Annotated in this window: 14 protein-coding genes; 3 read left to right on the top strand and 11 right to left on the bottom strand. The window is 58.8% G+C overall.

The features are described from left to right. Positions 1 to 8: 8 nt before the first annotated feature. From ACE4QZ_RS05860 to ACE4QZ_RS05840, 5 genes are all read right to left on the bottom strand, one after another. Entirely contained in the window at positions 9 to 2,201 is a 2,193-nt protein-coding gene (locus ACE4QZ_RS05860; protein ID WP_103463263.1) for a xanthine dehydrogenase family protein molybdopterin-binding subunit, read from the bottom strand. Position 2,202: 1 nt separating this feature from the next. Then, positions 2,203 to 2,664: a (2Fe-2S)-binding protein gene (locus tag ACE4QZ_RS05855; protein WP_010487142.1), complete on the bottom strand. Its 462-nt coding sequence runs from the start codon at positions 2,662 to 2,664 to the stop codon at positions 2,203 to 2,205. 99 nt (positions 2,665 to 2,763) lie between these two features. Next, positions 2,764 to 3,006 carry a hypothetical protein gene (locus tag ACE4QZ_RS05850; protein ID WP_100857915.1) on the bottom strand — a complete coding sequence of 81 codons (243 nt, stop codon included), beginning with the start codon at positions 3,004 to 3,006 and terminating at the stop codon, positions 2,764 to 2,766. A gap of 120 nt (positions 3,007 to 3,126) precedes the next feature. Continuing rightward, positions 3,127 to 4,161, bottom strand: coding sequence for an NADP-dependent oxidoreductase (locus ACE4QZ_RS05845; RefSeq protein ID WP_010487136.1), 1,035 nt, complete (start codon positions 4,159 to 4,161; stop codon positions 3,127 to 3,129). Positions 4,162 to 4,273: 112 nt separating this feature from the next. Further along, on the bottom strand, positions 4,274 to 4,867 hold the full coding sequence (locus ACE4QZ_RS05840) for a TetR/AcrR family transcriptional regulator (RefSeq protein ID WP_010953412.1): 594 nt from the start codon (positions 4,865 to 4,867) through the stop codon (positions 4,274 to 4,276). Between the two features lie 391 nt (positions 4,868 to 5,258). Here ACE4QZ_RS05840 and ACE4QZ_RS05835 point away from each other — a divergent pair, with 391 nt between their 5' ends. Then, the gene (locus ACE4QZ_RS05835) at positions 5,259 to 5,879 is read left to right on the top strand and encodes a glutathione S-transferase family protein (RefSeq protein WP_010487132.1); all 621 of its coding nucleotides are present in this window, start codon (positions 5,259 to 5,261) and stop codon (positions 5,877 to 5,879) included. A 511-nt stretch (positions 5,880 to 6,390) separates the two neighbouring features. Here ACE4QZ_RS05835 and ACE4QZ_RS05830 read toward each other — a convergent pair. The 3 genes from ACE4QZ_RS05830 to ACE4QZ_RS05820 all read right to left on the bottom strand — a co-directional run bounded on the left by ACE4QZ_RS05830 (position 6,391) and on the right by ACE4QZ_RS05820 (position 9,340). Continuing rightward, positions 6,391 to 7,359, bottom strand: coding sequence for an inovirus-type Gp2 protein (locus tag ACE4QZ_RS05830; RefSeq protein ID WP_103463264.1), 969 nt, complete (start codon positions 7,357 to 7,359; stop codon positions 6,391 to 6,393). Between the two features lie 328 nt (positions 7,360 to 7,687). Beyond that, positions 7,688 to 7,918, bottom strand: a complete 231-nt coding sequence (locus tag ACE4QZ_RS05825) for a helix-turn-helix transcriptional regulator (RefSeq protein WP_103463265.1) — start codon at positions 7,916 to 7,918, stop codon at positions 7,688 to 7,690. Between the two features lie 60 nt (positions 7,919 to 7,978). Next, on the bottom strand, positions 7,979 to 9,340 hold the full coding sequence (locus ACE4QZ_RS05820) for a hypothetical protein (RefSeq protein ID WP_103463266.1): 1,362 nt from the start codon (positions 9,338 to 9,340) through the stop codon (positions 7,979 to 7,981). Positions 9,341 to 9,545: 205 nt separating this feature from the next. On the opposite strand from ACE4QZ_RS05820, the gene ACE4QZ_RS05815 reads away from it, so the two are divergent. Further along, positions 9,546 to 10,223 carry a hypothetical protein gene (locus tag ACE4QZ_RS05815; RefSeq protein ID WP_181005340.1) on the top strand — a complete coding sequence of 226 codons (678 nt, stop codon included), beginning with the start codon at positions 9,546 to 9,548 and terminating at the stop codon, positions 10,221 to 10,223. 305 nt (positions 10,224 to 10,528) lie between these two features. Beyond that, positions 10,529 to 12,241, top strand: a complete 1,713-nt coding sequence (locus ACE4QZ_RS05810; RefSeq protein ID WP_103463268.1) for a SulP family inorganic anion transporter — start codon at positions 10,529 to 10,531, stop codon at positions 12,239 to 12,241. Between the two features lie 18 nt (positions 12,242 to 12,259). Here the strand turns inward: ACE4QZ_RS05810 and ACE4QZ_RS05805 are convergent, their stop codons facing one another. Genes ACE4QZ_RS05805 through ACE4QZ_RS05795 form a run of 3 tightly spaced genes read right to left on the bottom strand, consistent with a single transcriptional unit; the run spans position 12,260 to position 15,880 of the window. Then, the gene (locus tag ACE4QZ_RS05805; protein ID WP_103463269.1) at positions 12,260 to 13,282 is read right to left on the bottom strand and encodes a DUF2955 domain-containing protein; all 1,023 of its coding nucleotides are present in this window, start codon (positions 13,280 to 13,282) and stop codon (positions 12,260 to 12,262) included. Continuing rightward, a complete protein-coding gene (locus tag ACE4QZ_RS05800; protein ID WP_021784757.1) occupies positions 13,272 to 14,369 on the bottom strand; it encodes an HlyD family secretion protein in 1,098 nt (365 codons plus the stop codon). Before ACE4QZ_RS05800 ends, ACE4QZ_RS05805 begins: the two co-directional genes overlap by 11 nt. Next, complete coding sequence (locus ACE4QZ_RS05795; RefSeq protein WP_103443478.1) at positions 14,366 to 15,880, bottom strand: efflux transporter outer membrane subunit; 1,515 nt, start codon at positions 15,878 to 15,880, stop codon at positions 14,366 to 14,368. Before ACE4QZ_RS05795 ends, ACE4QZ_RS05800 begins: the two co-directional genes overlap by 4 nt. Position 15,881: the final 1 nt, after the last annotated feature.

The raw sequence follows: 15,881 nt of genomic DNA, 5'->3' as shown, positions 1-15,881 counted from the left end.
AGTGCTCCTTAAACCGGGTAGTAGCCGAAGCGGCTCAGCGGCAGGCGACGGATGCGCTGACCCGAGGCGGCGAACAGGGCGTTGACCAGGGCCGGACCGATCAACGCAGTACCGGCCTCGCCGACGCCACCCGGCGCCTCCAAGCTAGGCAGCAGGTGCACCTCCACCTCCGGCGCTTCGCTGATGCGCAGCTGCCGGTAGTTGTGGAAGTTGGTCTGCTGCACCTGGCCGTTTTCGATGAGGATTTCGTTGAATAGCGAGGCGGACAGTCCGAACAGCGTGCCGCCCTCGATCTGCGCCTTAACCGAGGTCGGGTTAGTCGCAAAGCCGCAATCCACCACACTGACCAGCCGCTTGATGCGTATGCCCAAGTCGCCCTGCATCTCCAGTTCAACCAGGGTCGCCACATAGCTGCCGAACACCGCACTGACCGCCACACCACGGCCTTGCCCTGCGGGCAACGGCTTATTCCAGTCAGTCTTTTCGGCCAGCAAACGCAGCACCGCCTGGGCACGCGGCTGCTCCGCCATCAGTTCCAGGCGGTAGGCAACCGGGTCGGCCTTGGCGTTGTGCGCCAGCTCATCAATAAAACACTCCAGGGCATAGGTGCCGCGCAGCGGGCCCACGCCGCGCCACCAGGACACGGGCACAACGCTCGGCTCCTGGCGGATATAACGAACCTGCAAATGCGCCAGGCTGTAGATGGGGTCTACCGCCACTTCCACGGCATCACTATCCACGCCATTGGGCGGCAAGCTGCCGACATAACGGGCGAGAATCGAGGCGCCGGCGATGCGGTGCTCCCAACCCAGCGGCCGTCCCTGCTCGTCGAGGGCGGCCTGCATACGGTCGGCATACAGCGGCCGGTAGAGGTCGTGGGTCATGTCTTCCTCACGGCTCCAGATCAGCTTGATCGGGTAATCGACCTGGCATGCGATGGCCACCGCTTGGGTGATGAAATCAAACTCCAGACGCCGGCCGAATGCGCCACCGATCAATTGGTTGTGCACCTGGATTTTTTCCACGGGCAACCCGGTGACTTGGGCGGCCGTCTGCTGGGCAAACACCGGTACTTGGGTGCCGACCCACAGCTCGCAGGCATCTTTGCGCACATGGGCCACACAACTCATGGGTTCAAGCGGCGAATGGGACAACAGCGCCTGCTCGTAAACCGCTTCGAACTGGCTGGCCGATTGCTGCTTGGCTTGCTCAATGTCGCCGCTGCGCTTGGCGACCACGCCATCACGGCTACTGGCGGCGAGCAACTCCTGGTCCAACTGCGCTGAACCAATCGCGGCATGTGGGCCGAGGTCCCACTCGATCTTCAGCGCCCTGATGGCCTGCTGACAGGCCCAGAAGTTGCTCGCAGTGACGGCCACGGCATTGTCCAGGCGCACGATGTCGCGCACCCCAGGCACTCGTCGCGCCTGACTGTCATCAACGTTGAGCAGCCGCCCGCCATACACCGGACAGGTGATACTGGAGGCCACCAGCATGCCGGGGATTTGCAGGTCGATGGTAAAGTGCGCCTTGCCGTTGACCTTCGCAGGCGTATCCAGACGCTGCGCGGGGGTGCCCAGCAACTTGAACTGCTCGGGGGTTTTCAGCGGCACTGCGTCGGGCAATGGCAGCGTCGCAGCCGCTTCGACCAAGTCGCCATAGGCCGCCTGCAGGCCATTGGGGCCAAGCACCTGGCCGTTCTGCGCATGGCACAGGCTCGGCGCGACGCGCCATTGCAGAGCAGCCGCCTGGATCAACAGGATGCGCGCCGTAGCGCCCGCCCGACGCAGCGGCTCCCAGGTAACACGAGTAGAAGTCGAACCACCGGTGGCCTGAAACTGCATCAGGCTGTCGGTATACAGCGCCGAGTTCGGTGGCGCTTCCTGGATCACTACCTGATCCAGGGGCACTTCCAGCTCCTCGGCGACCATCATGGCAATACCGGTTTGCGCACCCTGGCCCATTTCAATTTTCGGCGAGATCACCGTGACCACGCCATCGGGGCCAACGCGGACAAAGGCACCGTAACCCTCCGCGGAGTGATCACCAAGCCGACCTGCCGCAGCCGCCTCGGCGGCTGCGCTTTTGGCCACCAGCGGCGGTAGCCAGGTACTCAACACCAAGCCACCGAGGGCGATACCGCTGCCCTGCAAGAGGCGGCGACGGGACATATCAACAGTCACTTCGTTAGGCTTTTTCATCTCACGCCTCCTCAACCTGGCCAACACTGTGAATGGCCGTGCGAATCCGGGTGTAGGTGGCGCAGCGGCACAGATTGCCCGCCATGGCGGCATCAATTGCCTGATCATCGGGCTTCGGCTGGCTCTGCAGCAGCGCCGTGGCGGCCATGATCTGCCCTGATTGGCAGTAACCGCATTGCACCACCTCATGCGCCAGCCATGCCTGCTGCACGGCTTGGCCCACGACCGTCTCACCGATGGCCTCAATGGTGGTGATCGCGCGGCCCGCCACGGCGGAAATCGGCGTCACGCACGAACGAATCGGCTGGCCATCGAGGTGCACGGTGCACACGCCGCACTGGGCAATGCCGCAGCCATACTTGGTTCCGGTTAGGCCCAGCACATCGCGCAGGACCCATAGCAGAGGCATATCGGGGGCAACGTCAACCTGCTGCGACTGTCCGTTGATGATTAACGTTTGCATGGTATTTCCTCTGCTTAAAGTGTTGATGCCGACAACCTTGGTTATCGCTTTGATCATGTGGGTGCGCGACGTGAGGCAGACTTAAACAGCGTCATGCCCTCACGAATCTATTCGCCTTAAACGGGCAACCAGCCACCCGGCCAATGGAAAGGAAATAAGCTGGGTGACAGGCACCAATACCAGCACTTCCACCAGCACCATTACCGGGAAACTCAGATCACGGGTCAGCGGGGCTAATACACTCAGCACCAACAAGAGTGTTGGGTAAAGCCCCAGACAACCAACCACTACACGCCAGAACATGGCGTTTATTTTATGCGAGCGCTTACTGGGTTTATGCATACCCCCCCCTGCAGGCATTGCCTGTAACTTAGCAATCTGGATTTTTTAAATAAAAAAGCCCTACCAGCAAGGAGCTTGAGCTGGCAGAGCAATAACCTGTGTTATTCCAACAAGCGGCAATCAGTCCTCACTGACGCGAACCACTAACTTGCCAAAATTGCGCCCCTCGAGCAGGCCGATAAAGGCCTTAGGCGCCTCCTCCAGACCACTCACTAATTCTTCACGGTATTTAATCCGGCCCTGCGCAAACCAGCTCGACATATCGTTAAAGAACTCGTCGTAGCGGTGGCTGTAATCATCAAAAATGATGAACCCCTGCACATGAATACGCTTGCGCAGAATGCTGCCCATCAAAGCAGGCAAACGATCTGGCCCGTTGGGTAAAGCGGTATCGTTGTAGTGCGCAATAATGCCGCAGACGGGCACTCGGGCCTTGGTATTGAGCAGCGGCAGCACCGCATCGAAGACCTTGCCGCCGACATTCTCGAAGTAGATGTCGATACCTGCCGGGCAGGCCTTGGCCAGTTGCTCGGCGAAGTCCGGCGCACGGTGATCTAGACAGGCATCAAAACCCAGCACCTCGACCGCATGCCGGCATTTTTCCGCGCCACCGGCGACACCGACCACATGGCAGCCCTTGATCTTGCCGATCTGCCCCACAGTCGCGCCGACCGGCCCGGTGGCCGCCGCCACCACCAGGGTTTCACCCGCCTGCGGCCGGCCAATATCGAGCAAGCCCATATAAGCGGTGAAGCCCGGCATGCCAAAGATGCCCAAGGCATAAGAAGGATGCGCCGGCGACTCACCCAACGCGGTCAGATCGCTTCCATCGGACAGCGTGTAGTCCTGCCAGCCAGCAAAGGACAGCACCCAGTCACCGACCTTGTAGGCCGGGTTTTTCGAAGCCTCCACACGGCATACAGTGCCACCCACAATCACTCCACCGACTTCCACCGGCGCAGCATAGGACGGTGCATCACTCATGCGACCACGCATGTAAGGGTCAAGTGAGAGGTAAACGGTACGCAACAGAACCTGCCCTTCTGCTGGCTCAGGAATGGGGCTTTGCTCAATGCGAAAATTCGCTTCGAGAGGCGCACCGTGGGGACGTGAGGCCAGAACGACGCGCCGATTGATTAGCTTTGATTGGGGCATGTGCAAACTCCTGGGGTTGCTGAAGTTGGGCTTGTCTCGATCACCCGAATTAGACCAGTCGACTAGTTGGTCAGTGAAAAAAATGCCCACCAACAGGTGGGCAACCGCGCCATCAGATGTTGTCAGAGGTCAGAATGGTCTGAGTTGTGGCCATGGCGTTTTCCAGCGGCCGACTATTACGGTGTAGCTTGCTCAGCAGACTCGCACCGAGCCACAACTGGTAAAGGGCCGTCGCAGTGTGGAAAGCATCGCCCATTGCCAGAGAACCGTCTCGCTGCCCCTGCTCAATACATTCAGAAATCCGCGCAATGATTTGATCTGCACCATCGCGCAGCGTGAGGCGCATGGGCTCCGAAAGATCAGCTACCTCTGCGCTCAGCTTCACCACCAGGCACTTCTGGTCGTCGCAGGGCTCGCAGTAGCTGTCTAGCCACTTCTGCCAATACCCCATCAGGCGCTCGCGAGCCGTGTTGCCCGTGACGGCAAAACGCTCATCCATGCTCGCCAAATAATTGCGAAAGTAATCCTCAAGCAACGACTGGCCGTACTGCTCTTTGGACTTAAAATAATGGTAAAACGAGCCTTTCGGCACGTTAGCGGCCTGCAAAATCTCGTTAAGGCCCACACCAGTGAAGCCCTTAACCACCATCATGCGGTGGCCGGTATCGAGTAGATGCTGACGCGTATCGTCGTAACGTAGTTTCATCGGATTAATGTATCAATAAATAGACCAGTCGTCTATAGTGAATTTCTGAGAGAATTGTTAGCCATTCTTGATGACACTCAGACAGTATACAGACCAACCCACACACAGCGAGCTCATGGCGGCGCAGTACGGCGAAGCACCTACCTGAAGCTAACGGGGAACCTTCAAACCGCCCTTCGCTCGTGCCCAGAAGGAAAGCCGCTGGATAGAGACCTCAGTGGATCCGGAGGGAACCTAAAGGGCATCGCCGCACTCAGCTTGCCATGCCAGTAGACTGGTCGCTTAGTGACAGATAAAATTTTGATCGCCGGTTGCTGGCCCCCCCCCCTGCCGAGATCCCTCATACAAAGCACACCTCCCCTCCCACGATAACTTACAAGGCGTAATAACGATGATAAAACTCCACCATCTAAATGATTCTAGGTCGTTTCGTATTCTGTGGCTACTGGAAGAAATAGGCCAACCATATGAAATCATTCGGTATCAGCGTGATAAAGAAACCCATCTGGCCCCCGAAACCCTGAAGGACATTCACCCGCTAGGCAAATCTCCGGTTATTGAGCTCGACGGCAAGATAATTGCGGAGTCAGGGTCGATTACAGAAGTTTTGATTAAAGAATTCGCCCCCCATCTAGCACCAAACGAAAAAAGTCCAGAATATATTGACTACCTACAATGGATACACTTCTCAGAGAGCTCAGCGATGCTCCCGCTCCTACTTAAAATATTCAATGAGTTCGAAACACGATCCGGAACCGACCTAAAATTCCTCAAGAACTATGCAGAAATTGAATTCAACAAAGTTTTTTCATACCTAAACAATCACTTGAATAATAAAAAATTTTTAGTCGAAGACAGACTCACAGGAGCAGACTTCATGCTGGGTTTTGTAGTGAAAGGCGCACTCAATCTGCTCAAGTCTAGCGGTGCATTTCCACATATCGAAAGCTATATTACTAATATTGAAAATCAGATAAGTTACAAGCGAGCACTGGATATAGATGCCAATTAAACCTGGCTTCGCAAAAAAAGCCTCCAAGAAACCAACGCCGGTCTGAGAGCAGCATTGCTCAATTCATACCCCAAAAGGACTCAACCGAGTGACTCAACCGAAAACCCGGGTTCGACCCGGGTTTTTGCTTTTTTACAGACGCACTTTCTCTATATCAGCCAGCAAATAGCCCAACTTCTAGCTCACGGACCACCGATCATGGGATATATCTGACCCACGAGGAGAAACTTTCGAACTAACCCCTGGGCATCCCTTCAATAACACCGACGAGCATTTCAACGATATTCTGCGTTGCCACTCAGACCGTAGAATCGACACTGTTGCCCTGAGGCTAGCAGCAATATTTCAAGAACCGAATGGAGAAGGCTGAATAAAATTCTTGCGTCCCAGTTCAACACCTTCGAGGGGTGATATATCAAGCGGAAGCGGCACTAGGGCTATTTTGATGGCACCACGCATAGGTGTCGAGGCCCGTAGCTTTCATACCAGCTCAGCAAGCAGCACCGAACCATCACCGACGAGAACGACTAAGAGTCCCCTTGCGCAGACAGCGAGCCCCCGCAGGCTTCAAGCGCAGGTGCTGATCGTCCTTGACCAGGTACCTCATTGCCTCGTGGGTATTAGGCCGCTTCGACTGATCCTCCCTATGGATCTGGCCGATGCCTAGCTTGTCGCCGTACTGTTCCTTATCATGGTTGCAGCTGTGGGCATAGCCCTGACGACGAGTGATCTCCTCCCACAGCTTGCCAATCCTAGTTGCCTTACAGACATCCCGGCACACTATGTTGCCATTGAAGAAGTAGGCTGCATGGATGTGGTAACCCCTGCCGTCATTTCGATCCCCCTGCTCAACGGCGTAGATGTATCCGATAAGATGCTCGAAGATCGGATGGCGGTGGTGCTTGGTAATCAGGGCATCCAAGTGATTGAACACTTGTTCGATACGTAGCCTGGCTTGTGCCTCAGACCAGTAGTACAGGTTCAACCTGATGATCGCGGTACGCGAGTATCGGCTCATCATCGCATCCGTGTACTCGGTGATTTCCCTATCCTGCTGCTTGGCCAACTGCTGCCGGTCCCACTTCCTACGCCGATACCACTGCTCTCGTGTCAGTTCACGGATCCGTGCGGTCAGGACGTTCATGCTCTGGTGATGACTGAGCCAGTACGTCTCCGTCTCGCTCATGCAGACAGGACCATTGGGTGAACGCTGAAGACCGATGTCGTCACAGGCTTCCCGGAACGCTAACAGGTGCTCGCTATAGTCGTACGGCACTCGATCATCGAACAGGTTGTACATCTGCTGGACGTTGGTGAAGTACCGGGAGAGTCTGGTCTGCTCGACCTGCTCATAGCCTGACCGTTTGTGCGTGATCCGGAATGCGGGTGTATCGCTGCGCTCGATAGCCTGGACGAGTGACTCGATCTGCAGGGCTATGTCGGACTGGGATAGGTGGGTGTTGAGCTTGCGGTTGTTCATGGCTGAGTACCTGGTTGGTTTTTGGTGCATACCAGGTACGTGATGTGTTTCTTTTTACTGGTCTTCTTTCCCTCCGGTGTAGTCAGTGGTGATGGGTAGTGATGGATAGTAAGAGTTGGTAGTTAATAGCTATTAGCTATATCAATAGATGCAGCCCCGCCCATAACCGACCGTCCCGATCAGGCCGGGCAATGGGGAGCAACATTGCCGAGCCTGTCGAGAGATTTGCCGCATTGCGCTTTGGGAGAGTTAGCTGAGAGCCCAAAGCTGTTCGAGTCGGCATAAGCGCCATGACCAGCCGAAGCCGATCATGGCGCAGGTGGCGGTTCTAGCTGGCCATGCTCAGATGGCCGATGGGACGCGTGGACGCTCCCTCAGCTTGGTCACGCTCCTCGATCCGGGCCAGGATCCAGTCGTGCACCTCGCTATCGACCCAGCCGACGCAGCGGTCGCCCAGCGATACCGGCTTCGGAAACGTGTTATCCGAGATGTATTTGTAGATCGTCGACCTAGATAGGCCGGTAGCGATTATCACATCTTGCAAGCGGAGAATTCGCATGAATAGGGCTCCTCTGTTTGTCCCAGAGGATTTGCGAGGGCCGTATAAAAAAACTGCCTGTTACCCAGCAGCCCGTGCCGGCGTGAGCAACCCTGACTTTTCGCGCAGCTCCAGCGGAATATCCACCTCCCTCAACACGCTTTTCACCACAGGATCATCGCACCCCTTGGTGACCATCCAATGCTTGGCCAGACCTTCGTCCGAGGCTCTTTCAGTCAACAGAGCGATGCAACGGTGGCCAGTCGACACATGCGCCGGGACCAAGCTGTAGCTAACCCTGGCCAGATCAATGCTGGATACCTGCGAAAAACGTTGGACCACCTCTCTGGCCAGCTCAAGGACTTGGTGGTGGAGGAAGTCGAAAATCTCCTCGTGGTCCAGAATCGCTTTGTCTTTGGGATCAAGCATCGGCAGTCGAAAGAATGCCGCCACTTGCTCCTTCACCGTCGAGTCCACACCGCGCACCTTTCCCCATCCGGCGGAATCAGCCTGAACCCAGTGGCGCGACAGAAAGCCCAATACGCAGTCACAAATAAAAAGCTCAAGCTGATCAAACGCATGATCTGGCGCTCGCCTGAAGAGACGAACCACGCTGCGAGGTGCCAAGTATTCCCCTCGCCTTAGGAAGGAGTTGCGATCAAGTCTGACGCCAGCCAAAAACTTGTAGTCGATGTCTTGATCGGCGGCCTTCTCATGCACCACGACGGAAACAACGTCGTCAGCAGGTGAAAGCTGAAGGTGGTTCAGATTAAGCCAATAAACGCTCCTGAGCTTCTCAGCGAAAATCGGACTCGCCAACCCAGGTATGTGTCTACGAATGAATCCCAGCTCCGTAAGCCTGCGCAAGCGCTGCTTAAGAGAGGCCGCATCCATTCCCGTCAGCAAGCAGAGCTCCTTGCTACTCAGCCCCCTGGCAACCCCAAACGGATCTGCATGGCTTAGCAATATCATGAGCAGCAAACGATTCGCCAAGCTGAGCTTCCCCTGTCGCACTGGAGCAACTCGCTTCTCGTCTCGCGAGCGTGTGTTGAGCTCCTTCGCAGTCGGCGCATCGTCCTTCCAGCCAGACCAGATGGCCCTGATGCGCTCGCCACCCAAGACATGCTTGACCAAACCGGGGTGGTTCAGCGTCCTTTCCTCAACATCCCGCAGAGCCGACTGGATAGCTTTGCTCATCTCGTAGGTACACCTTGGCCGCCCCTTCCCTTCGGGCTGAGTAACGACTCGCAGTACCCCCACATCAACCAGTTGGGCAACCGCTTTTGAAACGGCTTGCACCGGAAGCCGCAGGTCTTCAGCCAATTGCTTCTGCGAACGAGGCTTAGGCGTCACCGCGCCATAGTGCTCCCAGAATGCAATGAGCAAAAATTTAGCATCTGGATCACCTGCCCTTAGCTTCGCATCAAGAATCCTAGCAAGCATATAACCTCCAATTTTTAACTCGTAAATATACCCTATATCTACGATACCTTAGTTACAGTAACGACTCATATAACAACACGTAACGTTTTACTCACATATCAGTGTCAAAGCTGATAACGGTTGCGTAACGAAACAGTAACGGTATAAATCTTTCCCGAAGGATTGGCTTTGGCTCATAGCCCAAATGGCCCGCCTGGAGGATGAGATGTCAGAAAATGAGAAACCACTGAAGTGGCTGCGCAAGCAGGATGGTGAGTGGGAATGGGCAGCCGATTACCTCAGGCACCGGCTCGATGCCGAGTACATGAGGAGGCTCAAGGGCGATGCGTTTACCCGGTTTTCGACCTACGAGAACGTCGTTGCTGCTATCAGGCAGATCCAAGAGGACAGGCTGGACCTGGTCATAAGACTGCAGGGAGCTATACGGCAGCGTCGCTACCGCTCTGACAGCAATGGCCGAAAACCTCGAACATTCACCCTCAGCAAACAAACCCTTTCCAAGCTGGACTCAATCGCAAAGCGAAATAACACTGACGAGACAGCTGTAATCACAGCGCTCATAGAAAGAGAAGGACTGGCCGCCGAGGCCGAGAGGGATTACAAAAAGCAGCTCAAGGAATCAGTCGCGCGCGAGCAAAAGAACGCAGCCCAGGCAGTTGCGACCATGACCGCTCAACGGGACGAGGCGTTGAAATACGCCGAGCGGTATCTGAGGCTTTTAGTTCAATGGGAGCTAATGTGGCCTGACGAAACGCCACCCACCGCAAGCGATGAGGATGTGTCGAAGCTTGTGGAGTCCAAAATGAAAGACCTAAAGGACAAGCTAGCCTACATTGCCTTCAGAGACGCAGTGACAACTGACCGAGGGCATGACGAGCGCTAATCATCTCACCTCGCACTGAAGCAGGCACGAAGCACAAAACCGGGTACAAAACCGGGTACATAATTTTCAGATATTGAAACTCCCTCAGGACTGGTGGCCGCCTCAGGCCTGACTTAGTGGATAACGTCTAAGCGGTAACCTGCAGCACACACAAACCCCTTGAGGCTTGCGCTTCAAGGGGTTTTGTTTTGCCCGGACATGCGCCCTGTGCAGGGGCGGCCTTGTGTCGCAACGGGCCACAAAGCGGGCCCCGCCCCCAGCATCTAAGCTGAGGTTCAGCGCCCTTCTCGCCCAGAGCCGACACCATGCCCCACCCCACTCGTTTCGACTGGCAACGCTGGTTACCCGGCCTGGTCACCCTGCTCCACTACAAGGCAGCCTGGCTACCCAAGGACATCGCCGCCGGCCTGGTACTCACCACCATGCTGGTACCTGTGGGCATCGCCTACGCCGAGGCTTCCGGCGTCCCCGGCATCTATGGTCTGTACGCCACCATCATCCCCCTGCTGGCCTATGCCCTGTTCGGTCCCAGCCGCATCCTGGTGCTGGGCCCGGACTCGGCGCTGGCCGCGCCTATCCTGGCGGTGGTGGTGCAGTACGCCGCCAGCGACCCGCAGCGGGCGATCGCCATCGCCAGCATGATGGCACTGGTCGCCGGGGCGTTCTGTGTGATTGCCGGGCTGTTGCGCCTGGGCTTTATCACCGAGTTGCTGTCCAAGCCCATCCGCTATGGATACATGAACGGCATCGCCCTGACCGTATTGATCAGCCAGTTGCCCAAGCTGTTCGGCATCAAAGTCGACAGCGAAGGGCCCTTGCGCGACCTTTGGTACCTGGGCCAGGCGCTTTTCGCCGGCCAAGGGCACTGGCCAAGCTTCATCGTGGGTGCCGGTAGCCTGGGGCTGATTCTGCTGCTCAAACCGTTCAAGCGCCTGCCAGGCATCCTGATCGCCGTGGTACTGGCGACGCTGGCAGTGAGCCTGTTCAACCTTGATCAGGTGGGCGTCAAGGTACTCGGGCAATTGCCCCAGGGCCTGCCAAGCTTCGTGTTCCCCTGGGTAAGCGACATTGATCTGGTCGAGGTGCTACTGGGCGGGATTGCCGTGGCGCTGGTTTCGTTCGCCGACACCAGTGTGCTGTCGCGCTCCTATGCCGCGCGCCTCAAGATGCGGGTAAACCCCAACCAGGAAATGTTCGGCCTGGGCGTGGCCAACCTGGCCTCCGGGCTGTTCCAGGGCATCCCGATCAGCAGCAGTTCATCGCGCACTCCAGTGGCCGAAGCTGCCGGCTCGCAGACCCAACTCACCGGCATCATCGGCGCCCTGGCGGTGACCCTGTTGCTGCTGGTAGCGCCCAATCTGATGCAGCACCTGCCCAACAGCGCTTTGGCTGCGGTGGTGATTGCCGCTGCACTGGGGCTGTTCGAATTTGCCGACCTCAAGCGTATCTTCCGCATGCAGCAGTGGGAGTTCTGGCTGTCGTTCACCTGCTTTGTCGGCGTAGCGGTGTTTGGCGCCATTCCCGGTATTGGCATTGCTGTGGCGGTGTCGGTGATCGAGTTCCTGTGGGACGGCTGGCGGCCGCACTACGCGGTGCTCGGCCGGGCCGATGGGCTGCGCGGATACCATGACATACAGCGTTATCCACAAGCCCGGCGTATTCCAGGGCTGGTGCTGCTGCGCTGGGACGCGCCGTTGTTCTTTGCCAACGCCGAGCAGTTCCAGAACACAGTGATGGCGGCGGTGGACGCGTCGCCAACGCCTGTGCAGCGGGTGGTGATTGCCGCTGAGCCCGTGACCAGCATCGATATCACTTCGGCGGACATGCTGGCCGAGCTGGACCGGGCACTGGAAGCGCGAGGGGTGGAGCTGCAGTTTGCCGAAATGAAGGACCCGGTGAAGGACAAGATGCGGCAGTTCGAGTTGTTCGAGCCTATAGGGGAGAAAGCCTTTCATCCGACGGTAGGCGCAGCGGTGGATGCCTATCTGGAAGAGAGTGGGGTTGATTGGCAACCCTGAATTCCCTGGGAGCCGGGCTTAACCGCTAAGAAGCCCGCGCCGACTCCGAAGTCGGTCAATCCAGATCAACATGCCGCTGGCATACACCGATACCGCCAGAAACAGCGCCATACGCACCGCAAACGCCTTGTACACATCCTGCCCGGCAGCACTGTCCTGCACCGACTGCCCCAGCAAGATCAGCATGGTCGTCAGGCAACTGACCCAGTACGCCGGGCCCTGCCGGCTCAGCACCGCCTGGTACAGGCGTCGAGCCTGCCAGAGGGCAAACAGCAATACCCACAAGAAGAACATCCACAGGTGAACGAACAGGCTCAGCGCCACCCACAGCACTATCGCCAACACCCCGGCAAGCAAGGTTGAACCGATCAGCTCGCGGCTGGCGCGCCGCGCGCGGGTTTCACCGGCTTGTTGCCCCACGCTCACGGCCTTCATGATCAACGGCATGTACTGGTCAGGGGCGATCAATGCCAGCAGAAAGGCCGGCATCACGATCAGCGTGGCACGCAGCGCCACCCAGCTGACATGCTCGCTGCCCAGCAGCGGCGGCACCGGCTGTGCTGGCGCATTGGCAGGTTCGGGGAACAACGTATGCGCCACCGACGTGCCCAGCACTGCCAGCAGCATGCCTTTGGCCAGCGCTTCGACCACCGACAGTGCCAGGGTGAAGTCACTGGTGCCAGCAGCGGCGATCATGGTCAGGCCGACCACCAGCAGGTTGGCCAGCAGGCCGTTGCCGCCCTTCAGGGCATAGCGCAAGGTCAGGAAAACCCCCACCCCGACCAGTAACACCCCGGCCAACGGAGCATGGCGCAACAACGGAATCAGCAGCAACCCGCTGCCGCAAGCGAGCAGCACCAGTAGCGCCAGGGCCGGCGCCGCGCGCAGGGGCAATGGCTGGCTGCGCATGGCCAGCAACAGCACCGCGAACACCGGCGCCAGGATCGGCACCGGCAAGCCGATACCAAAGCTCACCGCCAGGCACAGCGCCACGCCCCAGGCCAGGCGCAGTGCGCGCAGGCGGCGCAATTCAATAGGCATACGACAGCCAGCTCATCAGCCACATGAACAATCGGCCCAGCAGGTTCATTGGGTTACCTTCGCTGGGCAGGGCCATGACCTCGGCCTGACCACCGACCCGCAGCACGGTCTTGTCCTGAAGCTGGTCGCGCTCCAGCTCCACAATAACCGGGAAACGCTGCGCCGAACGCAGCCATTCGCGGCTGTTCTTCACGGTCGGCAGCGTACCCGGCGGCGTGCTCTGCCCCACGCTAACGCCGTAGCCAATGCTGCGTATGCGCCCCTTCAACACGGTGCCAGGTAGCGCATCGAGCACCACCAGCACCGGGGTTTCAGGGCGCAAGCGACCGAGGTTGTTCTCGGTCATGTCGGCACTTATCCACACGTCATGGATACTGATCAGGGTCATCATCGGGCTACCCGCCCCGACATAATGGCCAACGTCTGTGCGCAAGTCGGTGATCAGCCCGTTCGCGTCGGCACGCACCACGGTACGAGCAAGGTCCAGGCGAGCCTTTTCCACATTAGCCGCAGCACTGCGCAGCTGGGCGTTGTCTTCCTGTGCCCCGCCCTGCTGCTCACGGGCGCGCTCCACCTCAGCACGGGCTGCCGCCACTTGGCTGATGGCCTGGTCGCGGTTGGCCTGGGCGCCTTCCAGGCGGCGCACCGACACCGTACCGGGGTCTTCGTCAATCAACCGTTTAAGGCGCTCGGCATCCTGCCGCGCCTTGCGCTCATTGGCCTGGGCTGCCAACAACGCTGCCTGCGCCGAATCGATGCCGGCGGTACTGGCCCCGATCTGCCGGCGCACGGTATCGAGGTCGGCTTCGGCACGGGCCAAGGCAATGCGGTATTGCTCCTGATCGAGTTCGAACAGCACATCGCCCTGCCGCACCTCCTGGTTGTTGCCCACGGCCACACGCTTGATCTGCCCGGCCACTTCGGCGGCCACCGGGACCACGTAAGCCTGCAGGCGGGCTTGCTGGGTATATGGCGTAAAGCGGTCAGCCAGCAAGTACCAGAGCAGGCTGATGGCAATCAGCAGCAGCACCCAGCGCATGCCGCGATCCGGGGCTGACGGGGGCGGCGTTGGCGTGGCGTCGCTCATTCGGTTTCACCTTGTGCATGCGCGGTGGGGGCTGGCTCGTCGAGCAACTCGCCCCAGTCGGTGCGTTGTTGCATTTGTTGGCGGGTGGCTGGGTCGATCGGCGCGCGGCTGGCGTCCCAACCTCCACCCAGGGCCTTGTACAAGGTCACCAGGCTGCTGACTGCGTTGCCACGGCTGACCAGGTAACCGTCCTGTTGCTGCAACAGCAGTTGCTGAGCATCGAGCACCCGCTGAAAATCGGCGAAGCCTTCGCGGTACTGCGAGCTGGCCAGATTCAGCGAGCGTTGCGCAGCCTGAGAGGCCTGGTCGCGAATGGTTGCACTCTGCAGCGAGCGCACCAGCCCGCTGGCTGCATCGTCGGCCTCACGGGCGGCTTCGCGCACGCCCTGCTGGTACAACTCGATCAGTTGCTGCAAGCGGGCATCTTCCACGCGTACGGTGTTCTTGCGCCGCCCATAGTCGAACGGGTTCCAGATCAGGCTTGGGCCAGCAGCCAGGTCGAAGGTGTCGGGCAAATGATTGGCCGATAAAAAGGTCCAGCCGATACTGCCGAGCAAGTTCAGTTGTGGATAAAGATCGGCCTCGGCCACCCCGACCAGCGCCGACTGTGCCGCCACAGCCTGCTCGGCGGCGCGAATGTCCGGGCGGCGCTGCAGCAGGCTGGCAGGTACATCCTGCAACACTGCCCGCTCTGGCAAGGGCAGTTGGCCACGGCCGGCCTCCAGTTGCGGCAGCGGCCCGGGCGGGCGGCCGAGCAGCGAACACAGCACATTGCGCAGGGCGTTGAGCTGGTTCTCGAACTCGGGAATGGTGGCCAGAGTCGCCAGGTATTGAGTACGCGCCTGCTGCCAGTCGAGTTCGTCATTTTCGCCGTGGCGGAACAACCGCTCGGTGATCTCCAGGCTACGCGCCTGACGCTTGGCGTTCTCTTGTGCGATAGCCAGCCGCGCCTCGGCGGTACGCAGGGCAAAGTAGGTGTCGGCCACTTGCGCACGCAGCAGCAGCATGGCATCGGCGTAGTTGGCCTGGGAGGCGAAATAGACGGCATCGGCGCTTTCGATGGCGCGACTGAAACGGCCCCAGAAGTCAATTTCCCAGCCGATGTCGAAGCCCACGCTGGATTGCCAGAACACCGAATCACGGGCCGAAGGCGTACCAGACTGATTCTGCTTCAGGTACAGGCTTTGCGCACTCAGTTGCTGCAGCTGCGGATAACGCCCGGTCTGCACGATGGCCAACTGGGCACGGGCTTCAGCGATACGCAGGCCAGCCACGCGCAGGTTGGTGTTGTTGGCATCGGCCTCAGCTATCAGCGTATCCAGCGTCGGGTCGGCAAACACCGCCCACCACTGGCGCAGGTCGGGCGCCGCCGCGCTGCGCTCGGCCTGCTCCAGCATTGGCGTGCTCCAGCCGCCCAACCACGGCGTTTGGGGCTTTTCATAATCCGGGCCGACTTGGGTGCAACCGGCCAGCACCATCAGCAGCCCCAGGCCACAGCAGCGGTTGGGCATG

It is taken from the genome of Pseudomonas sp. DCA-1, assembly GCF_046523955.1.
Taxonomy (GTDB): domain Bacteria; phylum Pseudomonadota; class Gammaproteobacteria; order Pseudomonadales; family Pseudomonadaceae; genus Aquipseudomonas; species Aquipseudomonas putida_Y.
This window is presented reverse-complemented; position numbering and strand designations above follow the sequence as displayed.

Coding starts and splice junctions, on each gene's coding strand:
- ACE4QZ_RS05855 (WP_010487142.1), bottom strand. CDS start 2,664: ATGCAAACGTTAATCATCAACGGACAGTCGCAGCAGGTTGACGTTGCC.
- ACE4QZ_RS05860 (WP_103463263.1), bottom strand. CDS start 2,201: ATGAAAAAGCCTAACGAAGTGACTGTTGATATGTCCCGTCGCCGCCTC.
- ACE4QZ_RS05850 (WP_100857915.1), bottom strand. CDS start 3,006: ATGCATAAACCCAGTAAGCGCTCGCATAAAATAAACGCCATGTTCTGG.
- ACE4QZ_RS05845 (WP_010487136.1), bottom strand. CDS start 4,161: ATGCCCCAATCAAAGCTAATCAATCGGCGCGTCGTTCTGGCCTCACGT.
- ACE4QZ_RS05840 (WP_010953412.1), bottom strand. CDS start 4,867: ATGAAACTACGTTACGACGATACGCGTCAGCATCTACTCGATACCGGC.
- ACE4QZ_RS05795 (WP_103443478.1), bottom strand. CDS start 15,880: ATGCCCAACCGCTGCTGTGGCCTGGGGCTGCTGATGGTGCTGGCCGGT.
- ACE4QZ_RS05820 (WP_103463266.1), bottom strand. CDS start 9,340: ATGCTTGCTAGGATTCTTGATGCGAAGCTAAGGGCAGGTGATCCAGAT.
- ACE4QZ_RS05800 (WP_021784757.1), bottom strand. CDS start 14,369: ATGAGCGACGCCACGCCAACGCCGCCCCCGTCAGCCCCGGATCGCGGC.
- ACE4QZ_RS05830 (WP_103463264.1), bottom strand. CDS start 7,359: ATGAACAACCGCAAGCTCAACACCCACCTATCCCAGTCCGACATAGCC.
- ACE4QZ_RS05825 (WP_103463265.1), bottom strand. CDS start 7,918: ATGCGAATTCTCCGCTTGCAAGATGTGATAATCGCTACCGGCCTATCT.
- ACE4QZ_RS05805 (WP_103463269.1), bottom strand. CDS start 13,282: ATGCCTATTGAATTGCGCCGCCTGCGCGCACTGCGCCTGGCCTGGGGC.
- ACE4QZ_RS05835 (WP_010487132.1), top strand. CDS start 5,259: ATGATAAAACTCCACCATCTAAATGATTCTAGGTCGTTTCGTATTCTG.
- ACE4QZ_RS05810 (WP_103463268.1), top strand. CDS start 10,529: ATGCCCCACCCCACTCGTTTCGACTGGCAACGCTGGTTACCCGGCCTG.
- ACE4QZ_RS05815 (WP_181005340.1), top strand. CDS start 9,546: ATGTCAGAAAATGAGAAACCACTGAAGTGGCTGCGCAAGCAGGATGGT.